Source organism: Streptomyces sp. NPDC014764, assembly GCF_043082785.1.
GTDB lineage: Bacteria > Actinomycetota > Actinomycetes > Streptomycetales > Streptomycetaceae > Streptomyces > Streptomyces althioticus.
In genome coordinates this window covers 137,271-161,067 of the sequence record NZ_JBIBXY010000007.1, presented here as the reverse complement: position 1 = coordinate 161,067, position 23,797 = coordinate 137,271, and the positions used below count along the sequence as shown (strand labels likewise).

General features: G+C 74.8%; 24 protein-coding genes. 8 read left to right on the top strand and 16 right to left on the bottom strand.

Going from position 1 to position 23,797, the window contains the following annotated elements; genetic code table 11:
- Positions 1 to 5 precede the first annotated feature (5 nt).
- Entirely contained in the window at positions 6 to 872 is an 867-nt protein-coding gene (locus ACF1AG_RS19500) for an acyl-CoA thioesterase II (protein ID WP_102636937.1), read from the top strand.
- 283 nt (positions 873 to 1,155) lie between these two features.
- On the opposite strand, the gene ACF1AG_RS19495 is transcribed toward ACF1AG_RS19500, so the two are convergent.
- The 7 genes from ACF1AG_RS19495 to ACF1AG_RS19465 all read right to left on the bottom strand — a co-directional run bounded on the left by ACF1AG_RS19495 (position 1,156) and on the right by ACF1AG_RS19465 (position 7,801).
- A complete protein-coding gene (locus ACF1AG_RS19495; protein ID WP_387797125.1) occupies positions 1,156 to 2,178 on the bottom strand; it encodes a DUF6397 family protein in 1,023 nt (340 codons plus the stop codon).
- A 137-nt stretch (positions 2,179 to 2,315) separates the two neighbouring features.
- Positions 2,316 to 2,708, bottom strand: a complete 393-nt coding sequence (locus tag ACF1AG_RS19490) for a roadblock/LC7 domain-containing protein (RefSeq protein ID WP_391810183.1) — start codon at positions 2,706 to 2,708, stop codon at positions 2,316 to 2,318.
- 10 nt (positions 2,709 to 2,718) lie between these two features.
- Positions 2,719 to 3,324 carry an ATP/GTP-binding protein gene (locus ACF1AG_RS19485; RefSeq protein ID WP_359604219.1) on the bottom strand — a complete coding sequence of 202 codons (606 nt, stop codon included), beginning with the start codon at positions 3,322 to 3,324 and terminating at the stop codon, positions 2,719 to 2,721.
- 87 nt (positions 3,325 to 3,411) lie between these two features.
- Positions 3,412 to 3,822 (bottom strand): DUF742 domain-containing protein, encoded by a 411-nt coding sequence (locus ACF1AG_RS19480; RefSeq protein WP_359604221.1) that lies wholly within the window; start codon positions 3,820 to 3,822, stop codon positions 3,412 to 3,414.
- Between the two features lie 22 nt (positions 3,823 to 3,844).
- Complete coding sequence (locus ACF1AG_RS19475) at positions 3,845 to 4,279, bottom strand: roadblock/LC7 domain-containing protein (RefSeq protein WP_359604223.1); 435 nt, start codon at positions 4,277 to 4,279, stop codon at positions 3,845 to 3,847.
- Entirely contained in the window at positions 4,276 to 6,984 is a 2,709-nt protein-coding gene (locus tag ACF1AG_RS19470) for a nitrate- and nitrite sensing domain-containing protein (protein WP_391810096.1), read from the bottom strand. Before ACF1AG_RS19470 ends, ACF1AG_RS19475 begins: the two co-directional genes overlap by 4 nt.
- Positions 6,985 to 7,027: 43 nt before the next feature.
- Complete coding sequence (locus ACF1AG_RS19465) at positions 7,028 to 7,801, bottom strand: MHYT domain-containing protein (RefSeq protein ID WP_359604226.1); 774 nt, start codon at positions 7,799 to 7,801, stop codon at positions 7,028 to 7,030.
- Positions 7,802 to 7,950: 149 nt separating this feature from the next.
- Between ACF1AG_RS19465 and ACF1AG_RS19460 the strand changes: the two genes are divergently transcribed.
- Entirely contained in the window at positions 7,951 to 8,550 is a 600-nt protein-coding gene (locus ACF1AG_RS19460; protein WP_359604228.1) for a class I SAM-dependent methyltransferase, read from the top strand.
- Between the two features lie 178 nt (positions 8,551 to 8,728).
- A complete protein-coding gene (locus ACF1AG_RS19455; RefSeq protein WP_391810095.1) occupies positions 8,729 to 9,559 on the top strand; it encodes a hypothetical protein in 831 nt (276 codons plus the stop codon).
- 286 nt (positions 9,560 to 9,845) lie between these two features.
- Here the strand turns inward: ACF1AG_RS19455 and ACF1AG_RS19450 are convergent, their stop codons facing one another.
- The 3 genes from ACF1AG_RS19450 to xylA all read right to left on the bottom strand — a co-directional run bounded on the left by ACF1AG_RS19450 (position 9,846) and on the right by xylA (position 12,170).
- Positions 9,846 to 10,028 carry a hypothetical protein gene (locus ACF1AG_RS19450; RefSeq protein ID WP_024884953.1) on the bottom strand — a complete coding sequence of 61 codons (183 nt, stop codon included), beginning with the start codon at positions 10,026 to 10,028 and terminating at the stop codon, positions 9,846 to 9,848.
- A 195-nt stretch (positions 10,029 to 10,223) separates the two neighbouring features.
- Positions 10,224 to 10,715 (bottom strand): hypothetical protein, encoded by a 492-nt coding sequence (locus ACF1AG_RS19445; RefSeq protein WP_391810094.1) that lies wholly within the window; start codon positions 10,713 to 10,715, stop codon positions 10,224 to 10,226.
- Positions 10,716 to 11,003: 288 nt separating this feature from the next.
- Positions 11,004 to 12,170 carry a xylose isomerase gene (xylA, locus tag ACF1AG_RS19440; RefSeq protein WP_359744908.1) on the bottom strand — a complete coding sequence of 389 codons (1,167 nt, stop codon included), beginning with the start codon at positions 12,168 to 12,170 and terminating at the stop codon, positions 11,004 to 11,006.
- 114 nt (positions 12,171 to 12,284) lie between these two features.
- Between xylA and xylB the strand changes: the two genes are divergently transcribed.
- Complete coding sequence (xylB, locus tag ACF1AG_RS19435; RefSeq protein WP_359604820.1) at positions 12,285 to 13,730, top strand: xylulokinase; 1,446 nt, start codon at positions 12,285 to 12,287, stop codon at positions 13,728 to 13,730.
- Positions 13,731 to 13,827: 97 nt separating this feature from the next.
- Complete coding sequence (locus ACF1AG_RS19430) at positions 13,828 to 15,036, top strand: ROK family transcriptional regulator (protein WP_359604818.1); 1,209 nt, start codon at positions 13,828 to 13,830, stop codon at positions 15,034 to 15,036.
- Positions 15,037 to 15,172: 136 nt separating this feature from the next.
- Here the strand turns inward: ACF1AG_RS19430 and ACF1AG_RS19425 are convergent, their stop codons facing one another.
- The 6 genes from ACF1AG_RS19425 to ACF1AG_RS19400 all read right to left on the bottom strand — a co-directional run bounded on the left by ACF1AG_RS19425 (position 15,173) and on the right by ACF1AG_RS19400 (position 20,701).
- Complete coding sequence (locus tag ACF1AG_RS19425; RefSeq protein ID WP_006135180.1) at positions 15,173 to 15,367, bottom strand: hypothetical protein; 195 nt, start codon at positions 15,365 to 15,367, stop codon at positions 15,173 to 15,175.
- Positions 15,368 to 15,705: 338 nt separating this feature from the next.
- Positions 15,706 to 16,569, bottom strand: coding sequence for a phosphatidylinositol-specific phospholipase C/glycerophosphodiester phosphodiesterase family protein (locus ACF1AG_RS19420; RefSeq protein WP_359604816.1), 864 nt, complete (start codon positions 16,567 to 16,569; stop codon positions 15,706 to 15,708).
- A 169-nt stretch (positions 16,570 to 16,738) separates the two neighbouring features.
- Entirely contained in the window at positions 16,739 to 17,815 is a 1,077-nt protein-coding gene (locus ACF1AG_RS19415; protein ID WP_391810093.1) for an acyl-CoA dehydrogenase family protein, read from the bottom strand.
- A complete protein-coding gene (locus tag ACF1AG_RS19410) occupies positions 17,812 to 18,993 on the bottom strand; it encodes an acyl-CoA dehydrogenase family protein (RefSeq protein WP_359604813.1) in 1,182 nt (393 codons plus the stop codon). Before ACF1AG_RS19410 ends, ACF1AG_RS19415 begins: the two co-directional genes overlap by 4 nt.
- Positions 18,990 to 19,967 carry an NADPH:quinone oxidoreductase family protein gene (locus tag ACF1AG_RS19405; protein ID WP_359604811.1) on the bottom strand — a complete coding sequence of 326 codons (978 nt, stop codon included), beginning with the start codon at positions 19,965 to 19,967 and terminating at the stop codon, positions 18,990 to 18,992. Before ACF1AG_RS19405 ends, ACF1AG_RS19410 begins: the two co-directional genes overlap by 4 nt.
- A 158-nt stretch (positions 19,968 to 20,125) precedes the next feature.
- Positions 20,126 to 20,701 (bottom strand): XRE family transcriptional regulator, encoded by a 576-nt coding sequence (locus ACF1AG_RS19400; RefSeq protein ID WP_359604809.1) that lies wholly within the window; start codon positions 20,699 to 20,701, stop codon positions 20,126 to 20,128.
- Positions 20,702 to 20,779: 78 nt separating this feature from the next.
- On the opposite strand from ACF1AG_RS19400, the gene ACF1AG_RS19395 reads away from it, so the two are divergent.
- The 3 genes from ACF1AG_RS19395 to ACF1AG_RS19385 are packed head-to-tail and all read left to right on the top strand — an operon-like array spanning position 20,780 to position 23,774.
- Entirely contained in the window at positions 20,780 to 21,727 is a 948-nt protein-coding gene (locus ACF1AG_RS19395) for an NAD(P)/FAD-dependent oxidoreductase (protein ID WP_387797138.1), read from the top strand.
- Positions 21,728 to 21,774: 47 nt separating this feature from the next.
- On the top strand, positions 21,775 to 23,313 hold the full coding sequence (locus tag ACF1AG_RS19390) for an ATP-dependent DNA ligase (protein WP_391810092.1): 1,539 nt from the start codon (positions 21,775 to 21,777) through the stop codon (positions 23,311 to 23,313).
- Positions 23,310 to 23,774, top strand: coding sequence for an NUDIX domain-containing protein (locus ACF1AG_RS19385; protein WP_359604803.1), 465 nt, complete (start codon positions 23,310 to 23,312; stop codon positions 23,772 to 23,774). The genes ACF1AG_RS19390 and ACF1AG_RS19385 overlap by 4 nt, the downstream gene beginning before the upstream one ends.
- The last annotated feature ends 23 nt before the right edge of the window (positions 23,775 to 23,797 follow it).

The window sequence follows — 23,797 nt, the reverse complement described above, 5'->3', positions numbered from 1 at the left end:
CACCGATGACGAACCCGGCCGAGAGCCTCGTCGACCTGCTCGACCTGGAGCAGATCGAGGTCGACATCTTCCGCGGCCGCAGCCCGCAGGAGTCCCTGCAGCGGGTCTTCGGCGGGCAGGTCGCCGGCCAGGCGCTGGTCGCCGCCGGCCGCACCACGGAGGGCGACCGCCCGGTGCACTCGCTGCACGCGTATTTCCTGCGCCCGGGCCGGCCCGGGGTGCCGATCGTGTACCAGGTGGAACGTGTGCGGGACGGCAGGTCGTTCACGACCCGCCGGGTCACCGCCGTGCAGCAGGGCCGCACGATATTCAATCTGACCGCCTCCTTCCACAAGCCTGAACAGGGGAGCTTCGAGCACCAGCTGCCTCCGGCCCGCGAGGTGCCGGACCCCGAGTCGCTGCCGACGGTCGCGGACGAGATCCGGGAGCATCTGGGCGCGCTGCCGGAGCAGTTGGAGCGGATGGCGCGTCGCCAGCCCTTCGACATCCGTTACGTCGACCGGCTGCGCTGGAAGCCGGACGAGGTCGAGGGCGCGGAGCCGCGCAGCGCGGTGTGGATGCGCGCGGTCGGGCCGCTCGGCGACGACCCGCTGGTGCACACCTGCGCGCTGACCTACGCCAGCGACATGACGCTGCTGGACGCGGTGCGGATCCCGGTGGAGCCGCTGTGGGGTCCGCGTGGGTTCGACATGGCGTCGCTGGACCACGCGATGTGGTTCCACCGGCCGTTCCGCGCGGACGAGTGGTTCCTGTACGACCAGGAGTCCCCCATCGCCACGGGCGGCCGCGGGCTGGCCCGCGGCCGGATCTACGACCGGGAGGGCCGCATGCTGGTCTCGGTCGTCCAGGAGGGGCTCTTCCGGGCGCTGTAGGCCGCGGACGGCGCGCGGGGCCGGAGATGCTCCGGTGGCTCCGGGCGCCCACGGCACCGGTGTCCCGCCCGCGCACGAACGCCGGACGATTCCGGCCGCCGCTGTGCACGGCAAGGCAAGCCGCCCGGCGTCGCACGTCCACGAACGCCCCGAGCCAACCCGCGCCACCCGGTGTCCCGCCCGCGCACGAACGCCGGACGGCTCCGGCCGCCGCTGTGCACGGCATCGCGAGTCGCCCGGGGGCGACCGTTCACGGGCGTCCCGAGCCGCGGGCAACCTGGCCTCACGGACGCGTCGCTGGTCGGGCGGTCCGGTGGCGCCAGCGGGCGAGCAGGCCTCGGCGTCTGACGCGGTCGGAGGCGGGTGGGGTGTCCGGGCGGGCAGAGGCGGTGGGCCTGGTCGGCGAGGGCGCGAGCACCGGCCGACGGGGCGCGAGTGGCTCGGACGCGGGCGTCGGACGGCACGAGGCGGACGGGCGGGGCGCCGGGCGGTGGGCCCGGGCCTCGTGCACCAGGCGGGCCAGGTCGGCCCGCAGCCAGGCGATCTCGTCGTCGTCCCGGGCTGTCATGAGGTCAGCCGCGATCCGTGCCCCCGGCGAGTCGGCGTTCGCGCCGCCGGGTGGACGGCGGCGGAACGTGTTGAGATGCGACCGGTCGTAGGGATCCCGCACCACCTGTGCCACGCACAGCGGGTCGAGGAAGGAAGCGACCGCGCCCGCACGGGCCCAGGGGTCCTCGGCCTCCCGGAGCAGGAAGCCGAGGTGCCGGCTGCGCCAGTTGCGGGGCCGCAGGTCGATCCCGGAGTCCAGCAGACCGCGCAGCCCCTCGGGCATACGCCCGGTCAGCAGCGCCGCGTGTTTCTCGTCGTCGCCGAACAGCCGTAGCTCGTCCGCGAGATACAGCCAGACCACGGCGCGGTAGCGGTTCAGGTGGAACGCCACCGGGATCAGCAGGCCGAGCCTCGCCAGCCGGGTGAAGCGGGCCTTCGCCACCCCCAGCAGCTCGGCCCCCTCCGCTGTCCCCACGGCGTGCACGCTGCGGCGCAGCGCCTCGGGGAAGTCAGGACCGGCCCGCAGGCGTTCGATCTCCGCCTGGGCGACCCGCCGCTCCCCCACCACCCCTCCGGGCTCCGTGCGGATGCGGCCGAGGCGCACGGCCAAGTCGAACTCGGTGCGTCGTAGCCCCAGCTCCCGGGCGGCGCGGCCGGTCGTGACCCGGGAGTCGTCCGTGGCCGCCGCGACCGGGCCGGCGCCCGTGTCGAAAGCCGTGACCGTGCGCTGCGTGGTGGTGGTCCGCTGTCGGGACATGCTCGTCTCCCCCCTGTGTATGGAGGGCCGGCGCCGGTTGCGCCCGCTCCGGGGAAGACGGTATCCGTTCCGTCACACTCCGTGTCCACCCTGTGGAAAACCTCCGCCACCCCCCACAAAGACGGCGAATCCGCAGGTCAGACGTCCGCGTCCGGATCCGGTCGGCGGCGGGTGTCGACGTCCAGATGCTCGCCGACCCGGTTGACGAGCAGCGTCATCTCGTACGCGATGTGCCCGATGTCGGTCTCGGCGCCGCTGAGCACGCAGAGACAGCTCCCGGAGCCGGCGGCGGTCACGAAGAGCACCGCCTCGTCGAACTCCACCATCGTCTGGCGTACCCCGCCCGCGCCGAAGTGCCGCCCCGAGCCCTTGGCGAGGCTGTGCAGCCCGGACGAGACGGCGGCCAGATGCTCGGCGGCGTGCCGGGCGAGCTGCTGGTCCGGGTGCGGATCGACAAGGTGCTGGCCGAAAAGGGCGTGGCGGACTGATCCAGGGCGGGGCGTGGGAGGGCGCCCGGCGGACGGGCGGATGCCACCGCGGTCATCCCACCGAGTCGAGCAGCCGGGCGGTGTGCATGCGCCCGGCGTACTCGACGAGCTGGATGAGCACCTCCTTGCCCGAGGCGCGCTCGCGGGCATCGCAGAGCACCACGGGCGTCCCCGGGTCGAGGTCGAGCGCGCGGCACACGTCGCCCGCGTCGTGCCGCCGGGCGCCCGAGAAGCAGTTGACGGCGACGACGAAGGGGATCTTCCGGTGCTCGAAGTAGTCGACCGCCGGAAAGCAGTCCTCCAGCCGCCGGGTGTCCGCGAGCACGACCGCGCCGAGCGCTCCCTGCGCCAGTTCGTCCCACAGGAACCAGAAGCGGTCCTGTCCGGGAGTGCCGAAGAGGTAGAGGGAGAGCCCGGAGCGGATGGTGATGCGGCCGAAGTCCATGGCGACCGTCGTGGTGACCTTGTGGTCGACGCCGTCGGTGTCGTCCACCGTCCGCCCGGCCTCGCTGAGCATCTCCTCGGTGCGCAGCGGCCGGATCTCGCTGACCGCGCCCACCAGCGTGGTCTTCCCCACGCCGAAACCGCCGGCGACCAGGATTTTCAACGCCAGAGCCGTCGTCTCGCCGGCGGGGGCTTCGGGGTGTTCGGAGACCATCGTTCGCTCTTTTCGTGAGGGTGTTTCAGACGCTCTTCCGTGAAGGTGGGGCGACGCGCTGCCGGGCCGCCACGGAACGGACGGCCGCTACAGCGCCCGCAGCCCCGCGATGACCTCGCGGAGTACCCGCTCGTCGGGCAGCTGGGCGGGCGGTACGGGCCTGCTGACGGTGACCCGGCCGCGTTCCAACAGGTCGCCGAGGAGGACCCGGACGACGCCGACGGGCAGGTCGGCGCCTGCCGCGAGTTCGGCGACGGACTGGGTCTCCGGCCGGCACAGGCCGATCAGCGCGCGGTGCTCGGGGCAGAGCGCGGGGTCGTCGCCGGCGGGCGCGGCGGGGTCCAGCGTGACCAGGGCGATCAGGTCGAAGCGCACGCCGGAAGGGCCGGGTGCGGTGCGTCCGCCGGTCACGGCGTAGGGCCGCACCAGCGGGCCGGCCTCGTGGTCGTACCACTGGCTGCCCGGTTCGCGCGGGGCGCCGGTCGTGTCGTCGGTCATCTGCTCGGACCGCTTCCTCGTCTCATCCGGCCGGCGGCCGTGCGGCGACGCGCGGCGCGGTGTCCAGGTGCTCGCCCACGCGCCGGACGAGCCGTGCCATCTCGTAGGCCACGAGGCCGATGTCGGCGGTGACGGAGGTGAGCAGGGCCAGGCAGGAGCCCTCCCCCGCGGCGGCCACGAACAGGAAGCCGTCGTCCATCTCGACCATGGTCTGGCGCACGCCGCCGGCCCCGAAGTGCCGTCCGGCGCCCTTGGCGAGGCTGTGGAACCCGGAGGCGACGGCGGCGAGGTGCTCGGCGTCCTCGCGGCCGAGGCCTCCGGAGGCGCCCATGGCGAGTCCGTCGCCGGACAGCACCACGGCGTGCCGTACGTCGGTGACGCGGAGCGCCAGGTCGTCGAGCAGCCAGTCGAGTGCGCCGGAGCGCCGGCCTCCATCGGTGTGAGGTTCCTGGATCATGCGGGGTCTCCTTCGGTGCGGGGCCTCGCCGTGCCGCGGGCGGCGCCGGGCGGCCGGCCGCCGCCGCGCGTCCATCCGTCGCGGTAGGCAGCCATGCGGTCCCGTACGAGGTCGGGGGTGCGGTCGTCGTCCCGGCCGACGCCCGGGGCGGCTCCGGGTGTGTCCGGCCGGCCGTCGCGGAGCTGGGGCGCCAGGCTCGCCTGGCGTACCCGGCGGGGCAGGTCGTCGGAGCCGGCCGGCTCCTCCGTGCGGTGCAGGCGCAAGGTGGCGGCTCCCTGTGGGCTCCCGGGCTCGGCGCCCGTGTCGGGGCGCGGCACCGCGTCTGCGTCGGGGCGCGGCACGGCGTGCGGGGCGGTGCGGGGCGCCGGCGGGGCGCCCCTGTCGGCGTGCGGCAACGGGCGTGGCGCGCGCGGGGGTTCCGGCGGCGCGTCCCCGTCGCCACGCGGCACGGCGCGGGGCGCGGGACGTGCCACGGATCGGGGTTCCGGCGGCGGGTCGGCCACGGGGGCCACGAGGGCGCGCCGGGTGTCGGGGGCGGAGACCGCCCTGGGCCGGAGGACGTGGGCGGTCCCGGGGCGAGGGGCGCGGGCGGGTTCGCGCGGCTCCGGGTGTTGCTCGGCGAGGGCCTCGGCCGGAGTTCCGGGACGCTCCTGCCCGGCGCGGTCGTCGAGCAGCGCGGTGGGGAGGAGGACGACCGCCGTGGTGCCGCCGTAGGGCGAGGTCTTGAGGTGCACCTTGACGGCGTGGCGGGCGGCGAGCCGGCTGACCACGAAGAGACCGAGCCGGTCGCTGTCGAACAGGTCGAGCGCCTCGGACTCGGTGATCCGGCGGTTGGCCTCGGCGAGGGCCTCCTTTCCCATGCCGAGGCCGCGGTCCTCGACCTCGACGGCGTAGCCGTTCCCGACGGGTTCGCCGGTGACGCGCACCCGGGTGTGGGGCGGGGAGAACTGCGCCGCGTTCTCGATGATCTCTGCGAGGAGGTGGGTGAGGTCCGCGACGGCCGCCCCCGCGACGGACGTCTCGGCGAGCTGCCGCACCTCCACGCGCGCGTAGTCCTCCACCTCGGAGACGGCCGCCCGCACCACGTCGGTCAGCGGCACGGGCCTGCGCCAGGCACGGCCGGGGGCGGCGCCGGAGAGGATGATGAGGCTCTCCGCGTGGCGGCGCATGCGGGTGGTGAGGTGGTCGAGGCGGAAGAGGTCGCTCAGCTCGTCCGGGTCGTCGGAGCGGCGTTCCATGCTGTCGAGCAGGCCGAGCTGACGGTGCACCAGGACCTGGCTGCGGCGGGCGAGGTTGACGAAGACGCCGCTGATCCCGCCGGCCAGTTCGGCGCGTTCCACGGCGGCGCGCAGGGCGGCCCGGTGAACGGTGCCGAGTGCCTGGGCGACCTGGCCGGTCTCGTCCTGGGCGGGCGGTCCGTGCGGGGCCTCCGCCCGGATGTCGATCTCCCCGCCTCCGCGCAGTTTCCGCATGGCCTCGGGGAGTTTGCGGTGGGCGATGTCGAGGGCGTCGTCGCGCAGGCCGACCAGTTCGACGACCAGGCCGCGTCCGATGCGGACCGAGATGACGAGGGAGGCCGCGGCCGCGAGGAGGCCGAACAGCACGGCGGCCCCGGCCGGTCCGAACAGTCCCCGCTCCACGGGGTCGGCGCGTCCGGCGACCGACGCCGCCGCGTGCCGCTCCACGGTCCGCAGTTCGGCCCTCACGCGCGCGTGCGCGGCGTCCCAGGTGGCACGGGGGACGGCTTCGGCGGCCCGTGCCCCGGGGTCGGCGGCGAGGATCTTGTCCTCCGCCGTGTAGAGGACGGCGTAGGGGCGGCCGTCGGCGAGTGTGTCCCAGGCGGTGCGGGCCGCTCCGGGCAGGTCGGGTGCGGCGGAGGCGGTGAGGGTGCGGCGCAGTTCGACCGCCCCGGTGAACAGGCGCAGGCGGTCCCCGCCGAGGCTGCCGTGCAGCCGGGCCGCGGCGAGGATGGCGTCCTCCCGGGCGAGGGCCTCGCCCGCGCGGGAGAACTCGAGCAGTACGCGCGCGTCGGCGCCGAGTTCGGCGTCCTGGACGCCGGTCAGGGCACCTCCCACGCGGAAGGCCCCGTCGATGGCGGCGGTGTACCGCTCGTACGTCCGGGCCCAGCCCGCGCGGCCTTCGCGGATCTCGGTGCGCAGCGGACGCAGCCGTTCGGCGGCGGTGACGAAGGCGTCGAGCCGCTCGGCCACGGCGCGGGGCAGCGCCTCCCCGTCGGCGACGGTGCGGTCCTCGCCGAGCCGCAGACGGGTGACGGCCCGGTCGGTGCGCTGCGCGAGACGGGTGAACTCCGGGTCCCCGACGGCCGCCGTGTCGGACGCGCGGCGCACGGCGGCCCTCCGCTCGGCCTGGAGCGCGGTGACGGCCTCGGCAACCGGCGTGCGGACGGCCGCGTCGGCGCGCTGCACCTGGCGCAGCCGGGAGACGTCCTGGGCGGTGGTGACGGTGGCGTACCCCCACAGGGCGAGCAGGGAGATGACCGGCACCATCAGCAGACAGATGACCTTGGCGCGGACGGTCCGGGGACCGGACGGGCCGCGCAGCCGCGGTGCGCCCGTCCCGGCCGGGCCCGCCGGGGACATCGGTCCCTCGTCGGCGGGCGGACCCGCGTGGGCGCGCCGGCCGCGGACGGGCGGCGGGGACGGTGCCTGGGCGCGGGCGCTCGGGGTCCTCCGGGGTGTGCGCATGGACTCCTCGCTCGTGGGGCGGCGTGCGGACGGGCGGCGGCCGTCAGTGGGCGGGGTGTCCGGCCGGCCGCCGGGCGGAGGCGGACGAGTGGCGTTCCCCGGCCGCCGGGGACAGCGCCACGAAGGCGGACGTGATGAAGAGGTAGGCGCCGAGGCCTACGGCGAGCGGGAAGACGAACGACATCGCGCTCGCCCCGGGCAGCGGCTCACCGGACGGGGTGACCCGTACGCCGACCGCGTACATGCCCGTGTAGTGCATGCTGCTGACGGCCGCGCCCATGATCAGGGAGGCGACGGTGACGGCGGCCGGGGAGCGGATGGCGAGGGCCGCCCACAGCGCGGCCGTGGCGGCTACGACGGCGATGAGGACGGACAGCGCGACACGCACCGGGTCGTAGCTCACCTCGCCGTGCAGCCGGACCGCCGCCATGCCCAGGTAGTGCATGCCGGCGACGCCGAACCCGGTGGTCAGGCCGCCGAGCAGCAGGGCCTGGATCCGGTCGGGGTGACGGCCGACGGTGAAGACCCCCGCGCACACGAACAGCATGGCGACCACCAGGCTCAGCAGGGTGAGCGGCACGTCGTAGCGGATGTCGGTGCCGCTCACGCCGAAGCCGAGCATGGCCGTGAAGTGCATGGTCCAGATGCCGGTGGCGATCGCCGAGGCCGCGGTGAGCAGCCAGTTGCGCCGCACGCGGCCGGTGGCGGCGAGCGCGCGGACGGTGCAGCGCAGCCCGAGGGCGGCGCCGGTGCAGGCCATCGCGTACGACAGCACGGGGGTGAGCCACCCGAGGGTGGCGTGGTCCAGATGTCCCATGACCCGGGGACGCTAGGGGGCGCAGGCGCATGGAGGGGGCGCGTTTCGAAAGCGGCGCAAAGTTGACGCGCCGGTGGCGAGGTGCGACCGTATCACGATCGAACGTGCGCACACAGTGTCGCCGGTTCCGGTGAGGGATCATGCGGTGCATGAGCGACGACCACACACACGTGCAGGAGTTCTTCGGCGTCCGCGCCGCCGACTGGGACCGTCGGTTCCCCGACGACGGCCCTGCCTACGCCGCCGCGGTCGCCGAGCTCGGGCTGCGCGAGGGCGGCCGGGTGCTGGACGCGGGCTGCGGCACCGGGCGGGCGCTGCCCGCGCTGCGCGCCGCGGTGGGGCCGTCCGGGGTGGTGCTGGGCGCGGATCTGACGCCGGAGATGCTGCGGGAGGCAGCGCGGGCCGGCCGGGACCGGGACGGGACGCTGCTGCTGACGGACGTGGCGGGGCTGCCGTTGCGCTCGTCCTCGCTCGACGCCGTGTTCGCGGCCGGGCTGGTCGCGCATCTGCCACGGCCTGCCGAGAACCTGCGCGAGATCCGGCGCGTGGTGCGGCCCGGCGGGGTGCTCGCCCTGTTCCACCCGATCGGACGGGCCGCCCTCGCCGCACGTCAGGGGCGTGAGCTCACCCCGGACGACCTGCGCGCCGAGCCGAACCTGCGGGCGCTGCTCACCGGCGCGGGCTGGCGCATGACGTCGTACGCCGACGAGGACACGCGGTTCCTGGCGCTGGCCGTGCGGGACGCCTGAGGCGGGTTTCGCGTCCGCGGGGCTTTCGTGGAGGGTCCGCGAACAGGCCCGCGCGCAGGGGTGATTCGCCCTGTCCGGCCGGAAACCTGCAGCTCCGGGCACGGGTGCGGGGTCGTGACAACGGGCGCGGGGTCGGCATATGGTGCGCGCCGACGGACGAACCGATGGGGAGGCTGGGATGGCCGGGACGGACCAGGAAGCCGTCGCCGCCGACGACGACGCGCTCTATGTGCTGACGGCGGCGCTGCTGACGCCCGCGAAGTTCCCCAGCGTGCTGGGCGACGACTACCCCGAGGCGTGCGCCGCGCTCGGCCTTCCGCCCCTGGCCGACGGTTACGGGCTGGTGCTCGGCCAGGACGGGGAAGGCGCCCGGTGGACCGTGGTCGTCGACGACGTCTCACTGGTCGCGGTCGCGATCGCGTCCTGGGACTGCGGCATGGAGCACGACCTGTCGCCGGACGAGCGCACGGTCGTCGCCGCGCTGCCCGGCTGGCCCCTCGCGGTGGCCGTGGCGGCGCCGAACGTGGCCGCTCCGCACGACCCCTCCCCCGACGCGGCGGACATTCCCCCGCTGACGCCGCCGGACGGGGAGGTGTGGGGGCCGGCCCAGCGGCGTCTGGGGGCCGACGAGATCGCGTTGCAGTGGGCGACGTGGCGGGAGCAGGTGGACGACTCGGCGTTCCCGACTCCGGACTCGGCGGCGTCGGACGCCGGCGAGGGCGTGGGGGCGGCGACGGGCGGGCACAGCGGGATCCGCCGGGTGCTGACCGAGGCGCGCGGCTACGTCGACTCGCCGCCGCCGATTGGGCGGGTGCGGTCCTCCTTCGCACCGGGGGGTGCGCGGACACTGCGCGCGGACGGGCCCGGGTGGTCGCTCGTCGCGCGGACCGACGACATCGCCTTCGTCCTGCTCGACGACGAACCCGGCGAGGTGCTGCCGGTGGGGCGGGGGCCGGAACTGCCGGGGCTGCTGAAGGCGCTGGACGAGATGGCCGTACGGCCGCTGTGAGCGGGGGCGCCGTCAGGACGCTCGCGGCGGGATTCGGTACGGGACGCGGTCCCGTGCGGCCGAGGTCGGTCGGCGGTACGACCGCCGGGGTGCGATGTGCTCGGCGGCGGTGCCCGGACGAGCGCCCGCTACAGCCGTGCCGGCGACGCGCGGCGGGACGGGCCGGGCACGCCGTACGGCCCTTCCGACAGGGCGTGTCCGCGGCGCGCTGCCCGACCCGCCCGCGCCGCTGACGTCCTGGGGCTCGGGCGCGCCCTTCCGCCGGCGCGTCAGTGCGTCCTCCGCCTCAGCGGCCCAGCTCCTTGCGCGTGTTCCGCCGCAGGCGCTGCCTCTGGGACGGGTCCAGGGCCAGGTAGGCGGCTGCCGGGACTCCCAGGATGATCAGGAGCGCGGCCCACCAGGGCAGCCAGATGAGCAGGATGAGCCCGGCCGCCACACCCCCCGCGGCGATCTTCGCGTTCTTCGACATGTGCGTCGCCTCCTTCGCGGCCACTGCCGCTCTCTGACGTGAAAACGGGTCCGCGTCGGCAGCGGTTCCTGGCCGCCACCCTGAGACGTCCCTGAGATGTGCCCCCTAAGGTCTCGAGGCGACCGACGGGCCTCCTCCCACACTCCATGGTGGCGCACCTCACAGCATGGGGGTACCCACGGGACGCGTCGGACATCAGGGGGCGTCCACGCCCTCCAGCCCCGGCAGCAGTGATTCCAGTCCGCTGGGCAGCGCGGTGGGCAGACCGCTCGGGAAGTCGCTGGGCAGCGCGGTCGGGAAGCCGGAGGGCAGCTCCGTGGGGAAGTCCGAAGGCAGTTCCGTGGGGAAGCCGGAGGGCAGCAGCCCGGTCGGGAACTCCGACGGAAGGTCCAGTGACGGGCCGTCGGTGGCGGTCTCCGTGGGCTCGGTGTCCGGACCGTCCTCGTCCGACGTGACGAGCACGGCGATGGCGACGACCAGGGCCGCGACGATCACGGCGAGCAGCAGGATCACCAGGCGGCGTCGTCCGGGGCCGCCTCCCTGTCCGCCCTTGCCTCCGCCGTCGTCGGGCGGACCGGAGGCGGACTCGCCGCCGTCGGAGGGCGGGCCGAAGCCCTCGCCGTGCGGCGGGGGTGCGTCGTCCGGCGGGCCGGGCGGCTGCTGGGGCGGTACGGGTGGCGTGGCCATGAACACATCGTCGCCGCGGGTCCGCGCCCGCGCGAGAAGACGGCGGTGAAACCGCCCGCCAGTCGTGGCACCCGCCCCCGGAACGCGCCGCTCCTCGCGCGAAGCGCACACCCGGCGCGCGGGTGCGGGTCGTCGTGGGTCGCTCGCGCAGTTCCCCGCGCCCCTGAGGGGTGCTGCGTGGACGCGCCCCGAAGGGGCGCGGGGAACTGCGCGCCAAGCCCCCACCGCGCCGCGGAAGGCATGACCGGGACATGCTTCCGTCCGCGACGACAGCGGGGGCCCGAGGGGTCAGCCCCGCGCGCCCAGCAGGTGGTCCATCGCCAGCTGGTCCAGCCGCTCGAAGGCCATGCCACGCGCCGCCGCCGCGTCCGGGTCGAAGTCCTCGAAGGCGGAGCGGTCGGCGAGCAGTGCCTGGAGGCCGTCGCCCGCCGTCGGCTGGGCGAGCTCGTCCAGCCGGGCCGCGCGCAGCGCCTCCTGCACCTCCGGGTCCGAGCGGAAGGCCGCCGCGCGCTCCTTGAGGATCAGGTAGTTGCGCATGCAGCCGGCCGCCGAGGCCCACACGCCGTCGAAGTCCTCGGTCCGCGGCGGCTTGAAGTCGAAGTGGCGGGGGCCCTCGTACCCGGCCGACTCCAGCAGGTCCACCAGCCAGAACGCGGCGCGCAGGTCGCCCGCGCCGAAGCGGAGGTCCTGGTCGTACTTGATGCCGGACTGACCGTTGAGGTCGATGTGGAACAGCTTGCCCGCCCACAGCGCCTGGGCGATGCCGTGCGGGAAGTTCAGGCCGGCCATCTGCTCGTGGCCGACCTCCGGGTTCACGCCGTACAGCTCCGGGCGCTCGAGGCGCTCGATGAAGGCGAGGGCGTGGCCGATGGTCGGCAGGAGGATGTCGCCGCGGGGCTCGTTCGGCTTCGGCTCGATGGCGAAGCGGATGTCGTAGCCCTGGGAGGTGACGTACTCGCCGAGGAGGTCGAAGGCCTCCTTCATCCGGTCGAGGGCGACGCGGACGTCCTTGGCGGCGCCGGACTCGGCGCCCTCGCGGCCGCCCCAGGCGACGTAGGTCTGCGCGCCGAGCTCGACCGCGAGGTCGATGTTGCGGATGGTCTTGCGCAGCGCGTAACGACGCACGTCACGGTCGTTCGCGGTGAAGCCGCCGTCCTTGAACACCGGGTGGGTGAACAGGTTGGTGGTCGCCATCGGGACCTTCATGCCGGTCTCGTCCAGCGCCTGGCGGAACCGCTTGATGTGCTCGGCGCGCTCGCTGTCGCTCGCGCCGAACGGGATGAGGTCGTCGTCGTGGAACGTCACACCGTGCGCGCCGAGCTCGGCGAGGCGGCGGACGGACTCGGCCGGGTCGAGGGCGCCGCGGGTGGCGTCGCCGAAGGGGTCCCGTCCCTGCCAGCCGACGGTCCACAGGCCGAACGTGAACTTGTCCTCGGGGGTGGGCTGGTAGCTCATGCCGCGGCTCCTTGCTCGCTGAGACTATTTCGTCATGGCGGTTTACAAATTAGTATGCAGGAACATTTCTGGGAAGAGACACACCCCGCCGGGGCGCGGAAGAGGGAGAGACCGATGTCAGCAGCCGAGGGTCCGCTCGTCGTCGGCGTGGACACATCCACCCAGTCCACCAAGGCCCTGGTCGTCGATGTGGCGACCGGCAGGGTCGTCGCGAGCGGCCAGGCGCCGCACACGGTGACCTCGGGCGCGGGACGGGAGAGCGATCCGCGTCAGTGGTGGGACGCCCTGACCGAGGCGCTGCGGCAGTGCGGCGAGGCGGCGCACGAGGCAGCGGCCGTGTCGATCGGCGGCCAGCAGCACGGTCTGGTCACGCTGGACGAGCACGGCGAGCCGGTCCGCCCGGCGCTGCTGTGGAACGACGTGCGGTCCGCCCCCCAGGCGGGCCGCCTGGTGGAGGAGCTGGGCGGCGCGAAGGCGTGGGCCGACCGGACCGGCAGCCTGCCCACCGCGTCCTTCACGGTCACCAAGTGGGCCTGGCTGGCGGAGCACGAGCCGGAAGCGGTGCGCGCCACGAAGGCGGTTCGGCTCCCCCACGACTACCTGACCGAGCGCCTCACCGGCCAGGGCACCACCGACCGCGGTGACGCCTCGGGCACCGGATGGTGGGCGTCCGCGACGGAGGCGTACGACGAGGAGATCCTCGCGCACGTGGGTCTCGACCCGGCGCTGCTGCCGCGTGTGGTGCGGCCCGGCGAGGTGGCGGGCACCGTGCGCGACGGGCACGGCCTGCCGTTCTCCAAGGGCACGCTGGTGGCGTGCGGCACGGGTGACAACGCAGCCGCCGCGCTGGGTCTCGGGGTGCGCCCCGGCACGCCGGTGATGAGCCTCGGCACCTCGGGCACCGTGTACGCGGTGTCGGAGCACCGGCCCGCCGACCCGACCGGCACCGTGGCCGGCTTCGCCGACGCGCGCGGCGACTGGCTGCCGCTGGCCTGCACCCTCAACTGCACGCTCGCCGTGGACCGGGTCGCCGCCCTGCTCGGCCTGGACCGCGAGGCCGTGGAGCCGGGCCGGGGCGTCACGCTGCTGCCCTTCCTGGACGGCGAGCGCACCCCCAACCTCCCGCACTCCTCCGGCCTGTTGCACGGTCTGCGGCACGACACCACCGGCGGCCAGCTGCTCCAGGCCGCCTACGACGGGGCCGTCTACTCCCTGCTGGCCGCGCTCGACCTGGTCCTCGACGAGGACGCCGACCCGTCGACGCCGCTGCTGCTGATCGGCGGCGGCGCACGCGGCAACGCCTGGCAGCAGACCGTGCGGCGGCTGTCCGGGCGGCCCGTGCAGGTGCCCGGGGCGAAGGAGCTGGTCGCGCTCGGCGCGGCGGCCCAGGCCGCCGGGCTGCTCACCGGGGAGGACCCGGCCGCGGTGGCCCGTCGCTGGGGTACGGCGGACGGGCCGGTGCTGGACGCGGTCGAGCGGGACGAGGAGACCCTGTCCCGGCTGGCCGGGGTACTCTCCGACGCGGCCCCGCTGCTGGAGCGCGCCCCGGACAACCGCTGACGACGCCCCGGCGGGCGTCGCCCCACGGCGGTCCCGTGAAGGCCGCCGTGGACGTCCGCCGGGCGCGGACGGCCCCCGACCGAGGATTGACGGAGGAATGAGCGCACCGCTGCACGAGGCCCGCCCGGCAGGTCAGGGCCGCGGCCTGCCCGACACCCAGCAGGGCATGCGCCGCCGCAACCTGTCGCGGGTGATGCACACCGTCCGGGACGAGGGGCCGCTGTCCCGGGCCGCCGTCGCCTCCCGCATCGGACTGACCCGCGCGGCGGTGTCCACGCTGGTCGACGAACTCATCCGTACGGGACTGCTGGAGGAACTGGGCCCGGAGCGGCCCGGGCGGGTCGGCCGGCCCGGTTCCGCCCTCGCGGTCAGCGGGCGGGGCCCGGCCGGAATCGGAGCGGAGGTGGGCGTCGACCACCTCGCGGTGTGCGCGGTCGACCTGCGCGGTGAGGTACGGGCGCGGGCGGTACGGCAGGTGGCGAACCGGGACCGCTCGCCCGAGCCGGTGCTCGGCGAACTCACCGAACTGGTCCGGCGGGTGGTGACGGAGGCGGAGGGCGAGGGGCTGTGGCCGGCCGGGCTCGCGGTCGCCGTGCCCGGTCTGGTGGCCCGCGACGCCCGCACCGTCGTCCGCGCCCCGAACCTGGGCTGGCTGGACACGGACCTCGGCCCGCTGCTCCCCGAGAAGCTGCCGCTGACGGTGGCCAACGAGGCCAACTTCGGCGCGCTCGCCGAACTGTGGCTCGGCGAGGACACCCCGCGCGACTTCCTGCACGTCTCGGCCGAGATCGGCATCGGTGCGGCGGTCGTGGTGGACGGGCGGGTGCTGCACGGCAACCGGGGGTTCGCCGGCGAACTGGGTCACGTCCCGGTGTGGCCCGACGGTCCGTCGTGCGCCTGCGGCGGCCGGGGCTGCCTGGAGCAGTACGCGGGCGAGGAGGCGGTGCTGCGCGCGGCCGGTCTCGAACCCGGCGAGGACCGGGTCGGCCTGCTCGCGGGCCGCGCCGAACAGGGCGACGCCGCGGTACGACGCGCCCTGCACGACGCGGGCACGGCGCTGGGCATCGCCCTGACGGGAGCGGTCAACCTCCTGGACCCCGAGAACGTGGTGCTGGGCGGCGCGCTGTCGGGGCTGTCGCCCTGGCTGCTTCCCTCGCTCCGCTCGGAACTGGCCCGACGCACGGCGGGCCCTTCCTGCCCGGTGTCCGTCTCCGCCCTGGGCCCGGAGGGACCACTGCTGGGCGCGGCCCACTGGGTGGTGCGGGGCGTGCTGGACGACCCGGCGGCGGTGGCGGAACGGGGCTGAGGCCCTACGGGGCCGCCCGTGGGTGACCTCCCTGACGGGCGGGCCGCCTCAGCGGTGCGCCGTCGTGCGACGTCCCGGGCCGGGCGGCCGTGGGCCCCGCGATCGGCGAGGCCACCTGTTCCGGCGGGTCGCGCGCTCACGGCCGCAGACTGCTGACGATGTCCGCCGTGGCCGTCAGGCCGCTGTGGATCGTGGGGGCGATGCTCGTGCTGGCCAGGTAGAAGCCCAGCAGCAGGCAGACCAGGGCGTGCGAGATCTTCAGCCCGCCGTTGCGCAGGAAGATCACCGCCAGGACCGAGAGCAGCAGCACCACAGAGATGGAAATGGCCATCGTCAACCTCCTCCGCCACGCCTGTTTCGCGGCGTTCGGCCGCAAGTGTGGCGTAGCGAAGGGTTCGTCCGGGCGGCTGACCTGTCCGCCGAACGTGTGGTTCGACGTCCTCCCAGCCCTGAAGGACCGGGATTCCTGCCGCAGCGCTGCGCGCTGCCTCGGTGGGTTCCTGTTTCATCGGGCGACGCCTCCGCCGAGCGGAGGGCCTTACTCACCCTCCGCAGGCGTTTCGCCTGTCCGCCCGTCCGGCGGCCAGGACGACCGCGTTCACGTCCCGGTCGTGGGTGGTCCGGCACCCCTCGCACCCTGAAGGTCGGGGCCTGCGCCCGAGAAGCCGGTCACACCTTCCGGTGGGCGTCGAGGAACGCTTCCAGGCCCGCCAGGTCGTCGGTGTTGAGGTGGTCGACGTCCCCCGCGGCCAGCTCGGCCCACAGCGCGTCCCGTGCGGGACCTGGCACGTCCGGGGTGGCCCAGAACCGTACCCGCTGCCCACGGGCGTGGGCGGCGCCCACCAGCGTGCGCAGTTTCCGGCGTTCCACCGCGGGGAACGCGCCGACGCCCTGCCAGGTGAAGTGCAGCGTCCAGTTGTCGCTGATGAGCGGAGCGAAGGAGGCCGGCGCCGGGCCGCCGAGGTCGGTGAGGCGGCCGTCGTAGAAGGCGTGACGGACGCGCTGGGCCTCCATGGGCGCGCGGGCGGCGCGGTCGCCGGAGACGACGGCGGTGACCGGTCCGGGGAACACCCTGCCGTGGGCGTACGTGGTGAACAGGCCCTTGTAGCGGCGCAGTCGGCGGTCGAGTTCCGCGTACGTGGACGCGCCCTCCGTCTTGAGGTCGATCAGCAGCTGGAGCGAGCCGCCGTCGCCGCGGTACACCGTGCCGCGGTTGGCGCGGACGCGGGCGGCGAGCGGGTCCAGGTACAGCGACTCCAGGGTGCGGGCGGGGTCGAGGTCCTCGGGGTCGTGGGCGACGAGGAGTTGTCCGCCGACGAGGAAGACGTCCGCCTCGACGCTGCCGAAGCGGTGGTCGAGGGCGTCGAGGAGCGGACGGGGGTGCTCGTAGTCGTTGTGGGCGTGCGCGCGCCACAACGGGCGCGGCCGGTGCGGGTGGTGGCCGGCGAGGGCTTGCCCTGCGGGGAGGGCGAGGGGGCTCGCGAGGGCGACGCCGAGGGCGGTGAGGGCTCCGCGACGGGTGGTGAGGGCCATGCTCTGCCTCTCTGATGTGCCGTACGGGGTCCCCGTGAGTATGGGGTCCCGTGGCACGTGGAGAGCAGTGTCGTGCGAGGAGTTGGCCGGTTCGCCGTCGGCCGTTCATCCACGCACCGCGGCCCGCCCACCCCGGAGGAGGGAGAGCGGGCCGCCTGCTGAGGTCGCGTCAGGGCGCCCGCAGGTCCACCAGCTCCGCGAGCGCCTCCCGGTGGGCGCCCGCCGTGCCGTAGGCGATCGAGTCGGCCTTGGCGCGCTTGAGGCGCAGATGCACCGGGTGTTCCCACGTCATGCCGATGCCCGCGTGCAGTTGCAGGGCCTCCTCGGCGGCGCGCACGGCGACGGGGGCCGCGTAGGCCTGGGCGACGGTGACCGACACGTCCGTGTCCTCGCCGGTCGCGAGCGCGTCGGCGGCGGCCCGCGCGGCGGCGCGCAGGTGGACGACCTCCAGCCACAGCTGGGCGAGCCGGTGCTTCAGCGCCTGGAACCCGCCGACGGGGCGGTTGAACTGCTTCCGGTCCTTCAGGTACCGCACGGTTTCGGTCAACGCCCACTCGGCGATGCCGAGTTGCTCCGAGGCGAGCAGTCCCGCCCCGGCGCGCAGGGCGCGGCGTACGGCGGGCTCGGCGTCGCCGACGCGGCGGCCCGGAGCCGCCTCGAGGGTGACGCGGGCGAGGGGCCGGGTGAGGTCGAGGGACGTCTGCGGGGTCACGGTGACCGCGTCGGCCGTCACCGCGTACAGCCCGCCGTCGTCCGCCGGCACGAGCAGGACGTCGGCGACGGCGGCGTCCGCGATGCCGGTCAGCTCGCCGTGCAGGGCGCCGCCGTCCGCGCGGACGGTCGCGTACCCGGTGCCGGGGGCGGTGTGCAGGCCGACGGCGAGCGCGCCGATCACGCGCCCGGACGCCAGGTCCGCGAGCAGACCGTCGCCGTCCGCGCACGCCAGCAGCGCCTCCGTGGCGACGACGGCACTGGTCAGGTACGGCACGGGCGCGACCGCACGCCCCAGCTCCTCCAGGACGACGGCGGCCTCGCGGTGGGTCGCGCCCTGGCCGCCCCGGTCCTCCGGGACGAGCAGGCCCGCGAGGCCCATGCCGTCGGCGAGCGCCTTCCAGGCGGCCAGGTCGTGCGGGGCGTCCGACTCGACGCGGGCGAGCACGGACGTCGTGTCGCAGTGGTCGGTGAGCAGGTCCCGGACGGCGGCGCGGAGCGCCTCTTCCTCCTCCGAGTACAGCAGATCGCTCATCGGGCCAGGTCCTTCCAGGCGACGTCCTTGTCGGTGCGCGGCTCGGCGGGCAGGCCCAGGACGCGCTCGGCGACGATGTTCAGCAGGACCTCGCTGGTCCCGCCCTCGATGCTGTTGCCCTTGGAGCGCAGATAGCGGTAGCCGGCGTCTCGGCCGGTGAAGTCGACCAGCTCCGGGCGGCGCATGGTCCAGTCGTCGTACAACAGCCCTTCCTCGCCGCGCAGTTCCACCTCCAGGCCGCTGATCTCCTGGTTGAGGCGGGCGAAGGCGAGCTTCATGCCGGCGCCCTCGGGTCCGGGCTGCCCGGCGACGAGCTGCTGGCTCAGGCGTTCACCGGTGAGCCGGGCGACCTCCGCCTCGACCCACAGTTTCAGCAGCCGCTGGTGCAGGTCGTGGGTGCGCAGTTCGGGTCGTTCGCGCCAGGTCCTGGCGACCGGGCCGATCATGCCGCCCTCGCGGGGCAGCCGCCTGCCGCCGATGGCGACGCGTTCGTTGTTCAGGGTGGTCTGGGCGACCCGCCAGCCGTCGCCGACGTCGCCGAGACGGCGGTCGTCGGGGATGCGGACGTCGGTGAGGAACACCTCGTTGAACTCGGCCTCGCCGGTGATCTGGCGCAGCGGCCGCACCTCGACTCCCGGGTCGGTCATGTCGCACACGAAGTAGGTGATGCCCCGGTGCTTGGGCACGTCCGGGTCGGTGCGGGCGATGAGAATGGCCCAGCGGGCGACGTGGGCGCTGGACGTCCACACCTTCTGCCCGTTGACCACCCAGTCGTCGCCCTCACGGACGGCGCGCGTACCCAGCGCGGCCAGGTCGGAGCCGGCGCCGGGCTCGCTGAAGAGCTGGCACCAGACCTCCTCCCCGGTCCACAGCGGCCGCAGGAAGCGCGCCTTCTGCTCCTGGGTGCCGTACTGGAGGATCGTCGGGGCGGCCATGCCGAGACCGATGCCGATGCGGCGCGGGTCGTTGTCGGGAGCGCCGGCGGCCGCCAGTTCGGCGTCGACGACGGCCTGGAGGGAGCGTGGCAGGCCGAGCCCGCCGAGTCCTTCGGGGAAGTGCACCCAGGCGAGTCCCGCGTCGAAGCGGGCGCGCAGGAAGTCCAGGCGCCCGGTGTCGGCGGGCGGGTGCGCGGCCAGCAGGTCCCGGGTGCGGCGGCGCAGTTCGTCGGCGTCGGTCATGCGGCGGCTCCGTTCTCCAGGGACGGCAGCACGGTGACGCGGCCCGTGCTGACGCCGTCGGCGACCCGCTGCACGGCGTCGGCGGCCCCGGGGAGCGGCACGCGCTCGCTCACCAGCGGCTTGATCGCGCCCTTGGCGGCGAGGTCGGTGAGCTGTTCGTGGCAGTGCCGGACCAGTTCCGGGTTCCTGGTGTTGTAGAGGCCCCAGTGGAGGCCGAGGATCGCGTAGTTCTTGATCAGGGCGTGGTTGAGGCCGGGGCTCGGGATGGTGCCGCTCGCGAAGCCCACGACCACGATGCGGCCCTCGAAGGCGACGGTCTTGGCGGACTGGGTGTACGCGTCTCCGCCCACCGGGTCGAAGATCACGTCGGCGCCGCGTCCGCCGGTGGCCTCCTTGACCGCGGCGACGACGTCCTGTTCGCGGCGGTCGATCACCACGTCACAGCCCAGTTCGCGGGCGGCGGCGGCCTTGCCGGCGCCACCCGCCACGCCGATGACGGTGGCGCCGGCCGCCTTGCCGAGCTGCACGGCGGCACTGCCCACCCCGCCCGCGGCGGCGTGCACGAGCAGGGTCTCGCCGGCCTCAAGGCGGGCCCGCCGGTGCAGGGCGAACCAGGCCGTCTGGTAGCCGATGTGCAGGGCGGCGGCCTCGGCGTCGTCCAGCGCGTCCGGCGCGGGCAGCAGAGCGGCGGCGTCCGCGAGGGCGTACTCGGCGAAACCGCCGTGCGGCAGGGCCGGGTTGGCGATCACACGGCGGCCGTCCTCTGTCTCGCCGCAGATCTCCACACCGGGGGTGAAGGGCAGCGGCGGCCGCACCTGGTACTGGCCCCTGCACATCAGGGCGTCCGGGAAGTTGATGCCGGCGGCGCGTACCCGGAGCAGCACCTGCCCCTCGCCGGGGGTCGGCCGCTCGACGTCCGCGAGGCGCATCACCTCGCCCGGCTCGCCGAGTTCGTGCACTTGCCATGCCTGCATGCGGGGCCTCCACGGGACGGTGAACGTCGTCTTCGCTGACCGGGTCCCCGCATACTAAGCGGTCGCTTGCCTCAAGGGAACCGTCCCGCGCCCTCCGCCGGGAAACGTGCCCTCCACCGGGAAACGCGCCCCCACCCACCGGGCAACGCGGTGCCGCCTCACTCCTTGCTCTTCGGCCGCGCCCGCACATGCATCCGCTCCCCCTGCGGTCCGAAGAGGCTGAGGAACTCCGCCGGCCCCTCCCCCGTCGACCCGAACCAGTGGGGCACACGCGTGTCGAACTCGGCCGCCTCGCCGGCCGTCAGCACCACGTCGTGGTCGCCCAGCACCAGCCGCAGCTTCCCGGAGAGGATGTACAGCCACTCGTAGCCCTCGTGGGTGCGCGGTTCCGGCTCCAGCCGACGCTTCGGTTCGAGCACCTTGTACGCCTGGAGACCGCCGGGCTGCCGGGTGAGCGGCCAGTGGGTGCGCCCCCCGTGCACGATCGGCCGGGAGCGCACCCGGGGGTCGCCCACCGGAGGCGCGCCGACCAGCTCGTCCAGGGACACCTGATGTGCCTGCGCGATGGGAAGCAGCAGGTCGAGGCCGGGTTTGCGCTGACCGGACTCCAGCCGCGACAGGGTGCTCACGGAGATGCCGGTCGCCTCCGCCAGCGCCGCGAGCGTCACCTCCCGCTCCTTCCGGATCCGGCGCAGCCGGGGGCCCACTTCCGCGAGAACGTCGTCCGTCACCATGCGGACATTGCAGGTTCGGCAAACTTGTTTGTCAATCCGCCCGTGCCGGAGCGACCGTCGGCGGTGGAGGTGGTCACGATGACCGAGCAGGACCTGACCGACAGCCGTTACGACGTGGTCGTGGTGGGCGGTGGAGCGGCGGGACTGTCCGCCGCGCTGGTGCTGGGGCGGGCCCGGCACCGCACGCTGGTGGTCGACGCGGGCGAGCCGCGCAACGCGCCGTCGGCGCACATGCAGGGTTATCTGAGCCGCGACGGGATGCCGCCGGCCGAGTTCCTGGAGCTGGGCCGGGAGGAGATCGCGCGCTACGGCGTGGAGCTGGTCCGGGACCGGGTGACGGATGTCGCCCGGGGCGAGGAGTTCACGGTGGCACTGGAGCGGGGCGGCAGTGTGCGTGCCCGGCGGATCGTCGTGGCGACGGGGCTCAGGGACGAGATGCCGGACGTCCCCGGGGTCGCCGAGCGGTTCGGGCGGGACGTGCTGCACTGCCCGTTCTGCCACGGCTGGGAGGTGCGCGACGAGCCCTTCGGGGTGCTGGCGTCGAGCCCTGCGGGCGTCCATCAGGCGCTGATGGTCTCCCGGTGGTCGAAGGACGTCACGTTCTTCCTGCACGAGGTCGCCGAGGAGGAGCTGTCCGACCTGGACCTGCGCCGGCTGGCCGCGGCGGGCGTGGACGTGGTGCCGGGCGAGGTCGCCGGCCTGGTGGTGGAGGACGACCGGCTGACCGGCGTACGGATGGCCGACGGGACCGTGCACGCCCGGTCGGTGGTGTTCGTCGCGCCGCGTCCGGTACCGCAGACGGGGCTGCTGGAGCGGCTGGGCGCCGAGATGGACGAGACGCCGTTCGGGGCGTACCCGGTGGTCGACCCGAACGGGCTGACCAGCGTGCCGGGCGTGTGGGCAGCGGGCAACGCGATCGGGTTCACCGAGCAGGTGGTGCACGCGGCGAGCGGCGGCTACCGCGCGGCGACGGCGGTCGTCGGCGACCTGCGGATGACGGACCTGGACGCGGCGCTCGCGCAGTGACCGCCCGCGGAGGTGTAGAAGGCACACCTTCGTAGCACGATGACTGCATGTTGCTGTCCCGGCTGGCCCAGGTGTCCCAGGAGGTGGCCGCCACCTCGGCGCGGTCGCGGAAGACCGCCCTGCTCGCCGAACTGTTCCGGGAGGCCGAGCCGGACGACGTCCCGGTCGTCATCCCGTACCTGGCGGGCCGGCTGCCGCAGGGGCGGATCGGGGTCGGCTGGAAGGTGCTGGGCGATCCCGTGCCGCCCTCCGCCGAGCCGTCCCTGACCGTGCGCGAGGTGGACGCGCTGCTCACCCGGCTGGCGAAGGTGTCCGGGCCCGGCTCGCAGGGAGAGCGGGCACGGCTGGTCGGCGAGCTGCTCGGCGCGTCCACCGAGGCGGAGCAGCGCTTCCTGCGGGGGCTGCTGACCGGCGAGGTGCGTCAGGGCGCCCTGGACGCGGTGGCGGCGGAGGGCCTGGCCCGGGCGACCGGCGCCGCCCCGGCGGACGTACGGCGGGCGGTGATGCTCGCCGGGTCGCTCCAGCCGGTCGCCGGGGCGCTGCTGGCGGACGGGCCTCAGGCGCTGGAGCGGTTCCGGCTGACCGTCGGGCGTCCGGTGCAGCCGATGCTCGCGCACAGCGCCTCCTCGGTCGGGGAGGCGGTCGGGAAGCTGGGCGTCTGCGCGGTCGAGGAGAAGCTCGACGGCATCCGTGTCCAGGTGCACCGCGACGGCGACACCGTGCGGGTCCACACCCGCACCCTGGACGACATCACGGACCGGCTGCCCGAGGTGGCCGAGGCGGCGCGGGGGCTGGACGTGCAGCGGTTCATCCTCGACGGCGAGGTGATCTCCTTCGACGGCACGGGGCGCCCGCGTTCCTTCCAGGAGACGGCCGGGCGGGTCGGGTCCCGGGTGGACGTGGCGACGGCCGCCCGGGAGACGCCGGTCTCCCCCGTGTTCTTCGACGCGCTGTCGGTGGACGGCCGGGACCTGCTGGACCTGCCGTTCGCCGAGCGGCACGCCGAGCTGGCCCGGCTGGTGCCGGAGCCGATGCGGGTGCGGCGCACGCTGGTGAACGGCCCCGACGACCTGGAGGCGGCGGAACGGTTCCTCACCGAGACGCTGGAGCGCGGCCACGAGGGCGTCGTGGTGAAGGGCCTTCAGGCCCCGTACAGCGCGGGGCGGCGCGGCGCTTCCTGGCTGAAGGTCAAGCCGGTGCACACGCTGGACCTCGTGGTGCTGGCCGCCGAGTGGGGCCACGGCCGGCGCACCGGCCGGCTCTCCAACCTGCACCTGGGCGCCCGCACCGCCGACGGCGGGTTCGCGATGCTCGGGAAGACCTTCAAGGGCATGACCGACGCGATGCTGGAGTGGCAGACGGAGCGGCTGCGGGAGATCGCCGTCGACGAGAGCGGCTACACGGTGACCGTGCGCCCCGAACTCGTCGTGGAGATCGCCTACGACGGCCTGCAGCGCTCCAGCCGCTACCCGGCCGGCGTCACCCTGCGCTTCGCCCGGGTGATCCGCTACCGCGAGGACAAGCGGCCGGAGGAGGCGGACACGGTCGAGACCGTGCTCGCCGCCCACCCGGAGGTACGGCCGTGACGGCCGCCCGGAGCGCGGGCCTGCTGCTGTTCCGGCGCACCGGGGAGGGCGTCGAGGTGCTGCTCGGCCACATGGGCGGCCCGTTCTTCGCGCGCCGGGACGCCGGGGCGTGGACCGTGCCTAAGGGCGAGCACGACCCCGCCGAGCCCGCCTGGGACGCGGCGCGCCGCGAGTTCCAGGAGGAGCTGGGGCTGCCTCCGCCGGAGGGTGAGGCGGTGCCGCTCGGGGAGGTCCGTCAGTCGGGCGGCAAGGTGGTCACGGCGTGGGCGGTGGAGGGCGACCTGGACCCGGCATCCGTCGTGCCCGGCACGTTCACCATGGAGTGGCCGCCCAGGTCGGGGCGGACGCGGGAGTTCCCGGAGCTGGACCGGGTGGCCTGGTTCCCGCTGGAGCGGGCCCGCGAGCTGGTCGTGTCGGCACAGGCCGCGTTTCTGGACCGCCTGACGGAGCACTCGCTCTGAGAGACCCTCCCGCGTTGCGGCGC

Coding starts and splice junctions, on each gene's coding strand:
- ACF1AG_RS19475 (WP_359604223.1), bottom strand. CDS start 4,279: ATGATCCAGGAACCTCACACCGATGGAGGCCGGCGCTCCGGCGCACTC.
- ACF1AG_RS19485 (WP_359604219.1), bottom strand. CDS start 3,324: ATGGTCTCCGAACACCCCGAAGCCCCCGCCGGCGAGACGACGGCTCTG.
- ACF1AG_RS19390 (WP_391810092.1), top strand. CDS start 21,775: ATGTTGCTGTCCCGGCTGGCCCAGGTGTCCCAGGAGGTGGCCGCCACC.
- ACF1AG_RS19415 (WP_391810093.1), bottom strand. CDS start 17,815: ATGAGCGATCTGCTGTACTCGGAGGAGGAAGAGGCGCTCCGCGCCGCC.
- ACF1AG_RS19410 (WP_359604813.1), bottom strand. CDS start 18,993: ATGACCGACGCCGACGAACTGCGCCGCCGCACCCGGGACCTGCTGGCC.
- ACF1AG_RS19445 (WP_391810094.1), bottom strand. CDS start 10,715: ATGGCCACGCCACCCGTACCGCCCCAGCAGCCGCCCGGCCCGCCGGAC.
- xylB (WP_359604820.1), top strand. CDS start 12,285: ATGTCAGCAGCCGAGGGTCCGCTCGTCGTCGGCGTGGACACATCCACC.
- ACF1AG_RS19430 (WP_359604818.1), top strand. CDS start 13,828: ATGAGCGCACCGCTGCACGAGGCCCGCCCGGCAGGTCAGGGCCGCGGC.
- ACF1AG_RS19480 (WP_359604221.1), bottom strand. CDS start 3,822: ATGACCGACGACACGACCGGCGCCCCGCGCGAACCGGGCAGCCAGTGG.
- xylA (WP_359744908.1), bottom strand. CDS start 12,170: ATGAGCTACCAGCCCACCCCCGAGGACAAGTTCACGTTCGGCCTGTGG.
- ACF1AG_RS19400 (WP_359604809.1), bottom strand. CDS start 20,701: ATGGTGACGGACGACGTTCTCGCGGAAGTGGGCCCCCGGCTGCGCCGG.
- ACF1AG_RS19460 (WP_359604228.1), top strand. CDS start 7,951: ATGAGCGACGACCACACACACGTGCAGGAGTTCTTCGGCGTCCGCGCC.
- ACF1AG_RS19425 (WP_006135180.1), bottom strand. CDS start 15,367: ATGGCCATTTCCATCTCTGTGGTGCTGCTGCTCTCGGTCCTGGCGGTG.
- ACF1AG_RS19450 (WP_024884953.1), bottom strand. CDS start 10,028: ATGTCGAAGAACGCGAAGATCGCCGCGGGGGGTGTGGCGGCCGGGCTC.
- ACF1AG_RS19495 (WP_387797125.1), bottom strand. CDS start 2,178: ATGTCCCGACAGCGGACCACCACCACGCAGCGCACGGTCACGGCTTTC.
- ACF1AG_RS19420 (WP_359604816.1), bottom strand. CDS start 16,569: ATGGCCCTCACCACCCGTCGCGGAGCCCTCACCGCCCTCGGCGTCGCC.
- ACF1AG_RS19465 (WP_359604226.1), bottom strand. CDS start 7,801: ATGGGACATCTGGACCACGCCACCCTCGGGTGGCTCACCCCCGTGCTG.
- ACF1AG_RS19455 (WP_391810095.1), top strand. CDS start 8,729: ATGGCCGGGACGGACCAGGAAGCCGTCGCCGCCGACGACGACGCGCTC.
- ACF1AG_RS19470 (WP_391810096.1), bottom strand. CDS start 6,984: ATGCGCACACCCCGGAGGACCCCGAGCGCCCGCGCCCAGGCACCGTCC.
- ACF1AG_RS19500 (WP_102636937.1), top strand. CDS start 6: ATGACGAACCCGGCCGAGAGCCTCGTCGACCTGCTCGACCTGGAGCAG.
- ACF1AG_RS19405 (WP_359604811.1), bottom strand. CDS start 19,967: ATGCAGGCATGGCAAGTGCACGAACTCGGCGAGCCGGGCGAGGTGATG.
- ACF1AG_RS19395 (WP_387797138.1), top strand. CDS start 20,780: ATGACCGAGCAGGACCTGACCGACAGCCGTTACGACGTGGTCGTGGTG.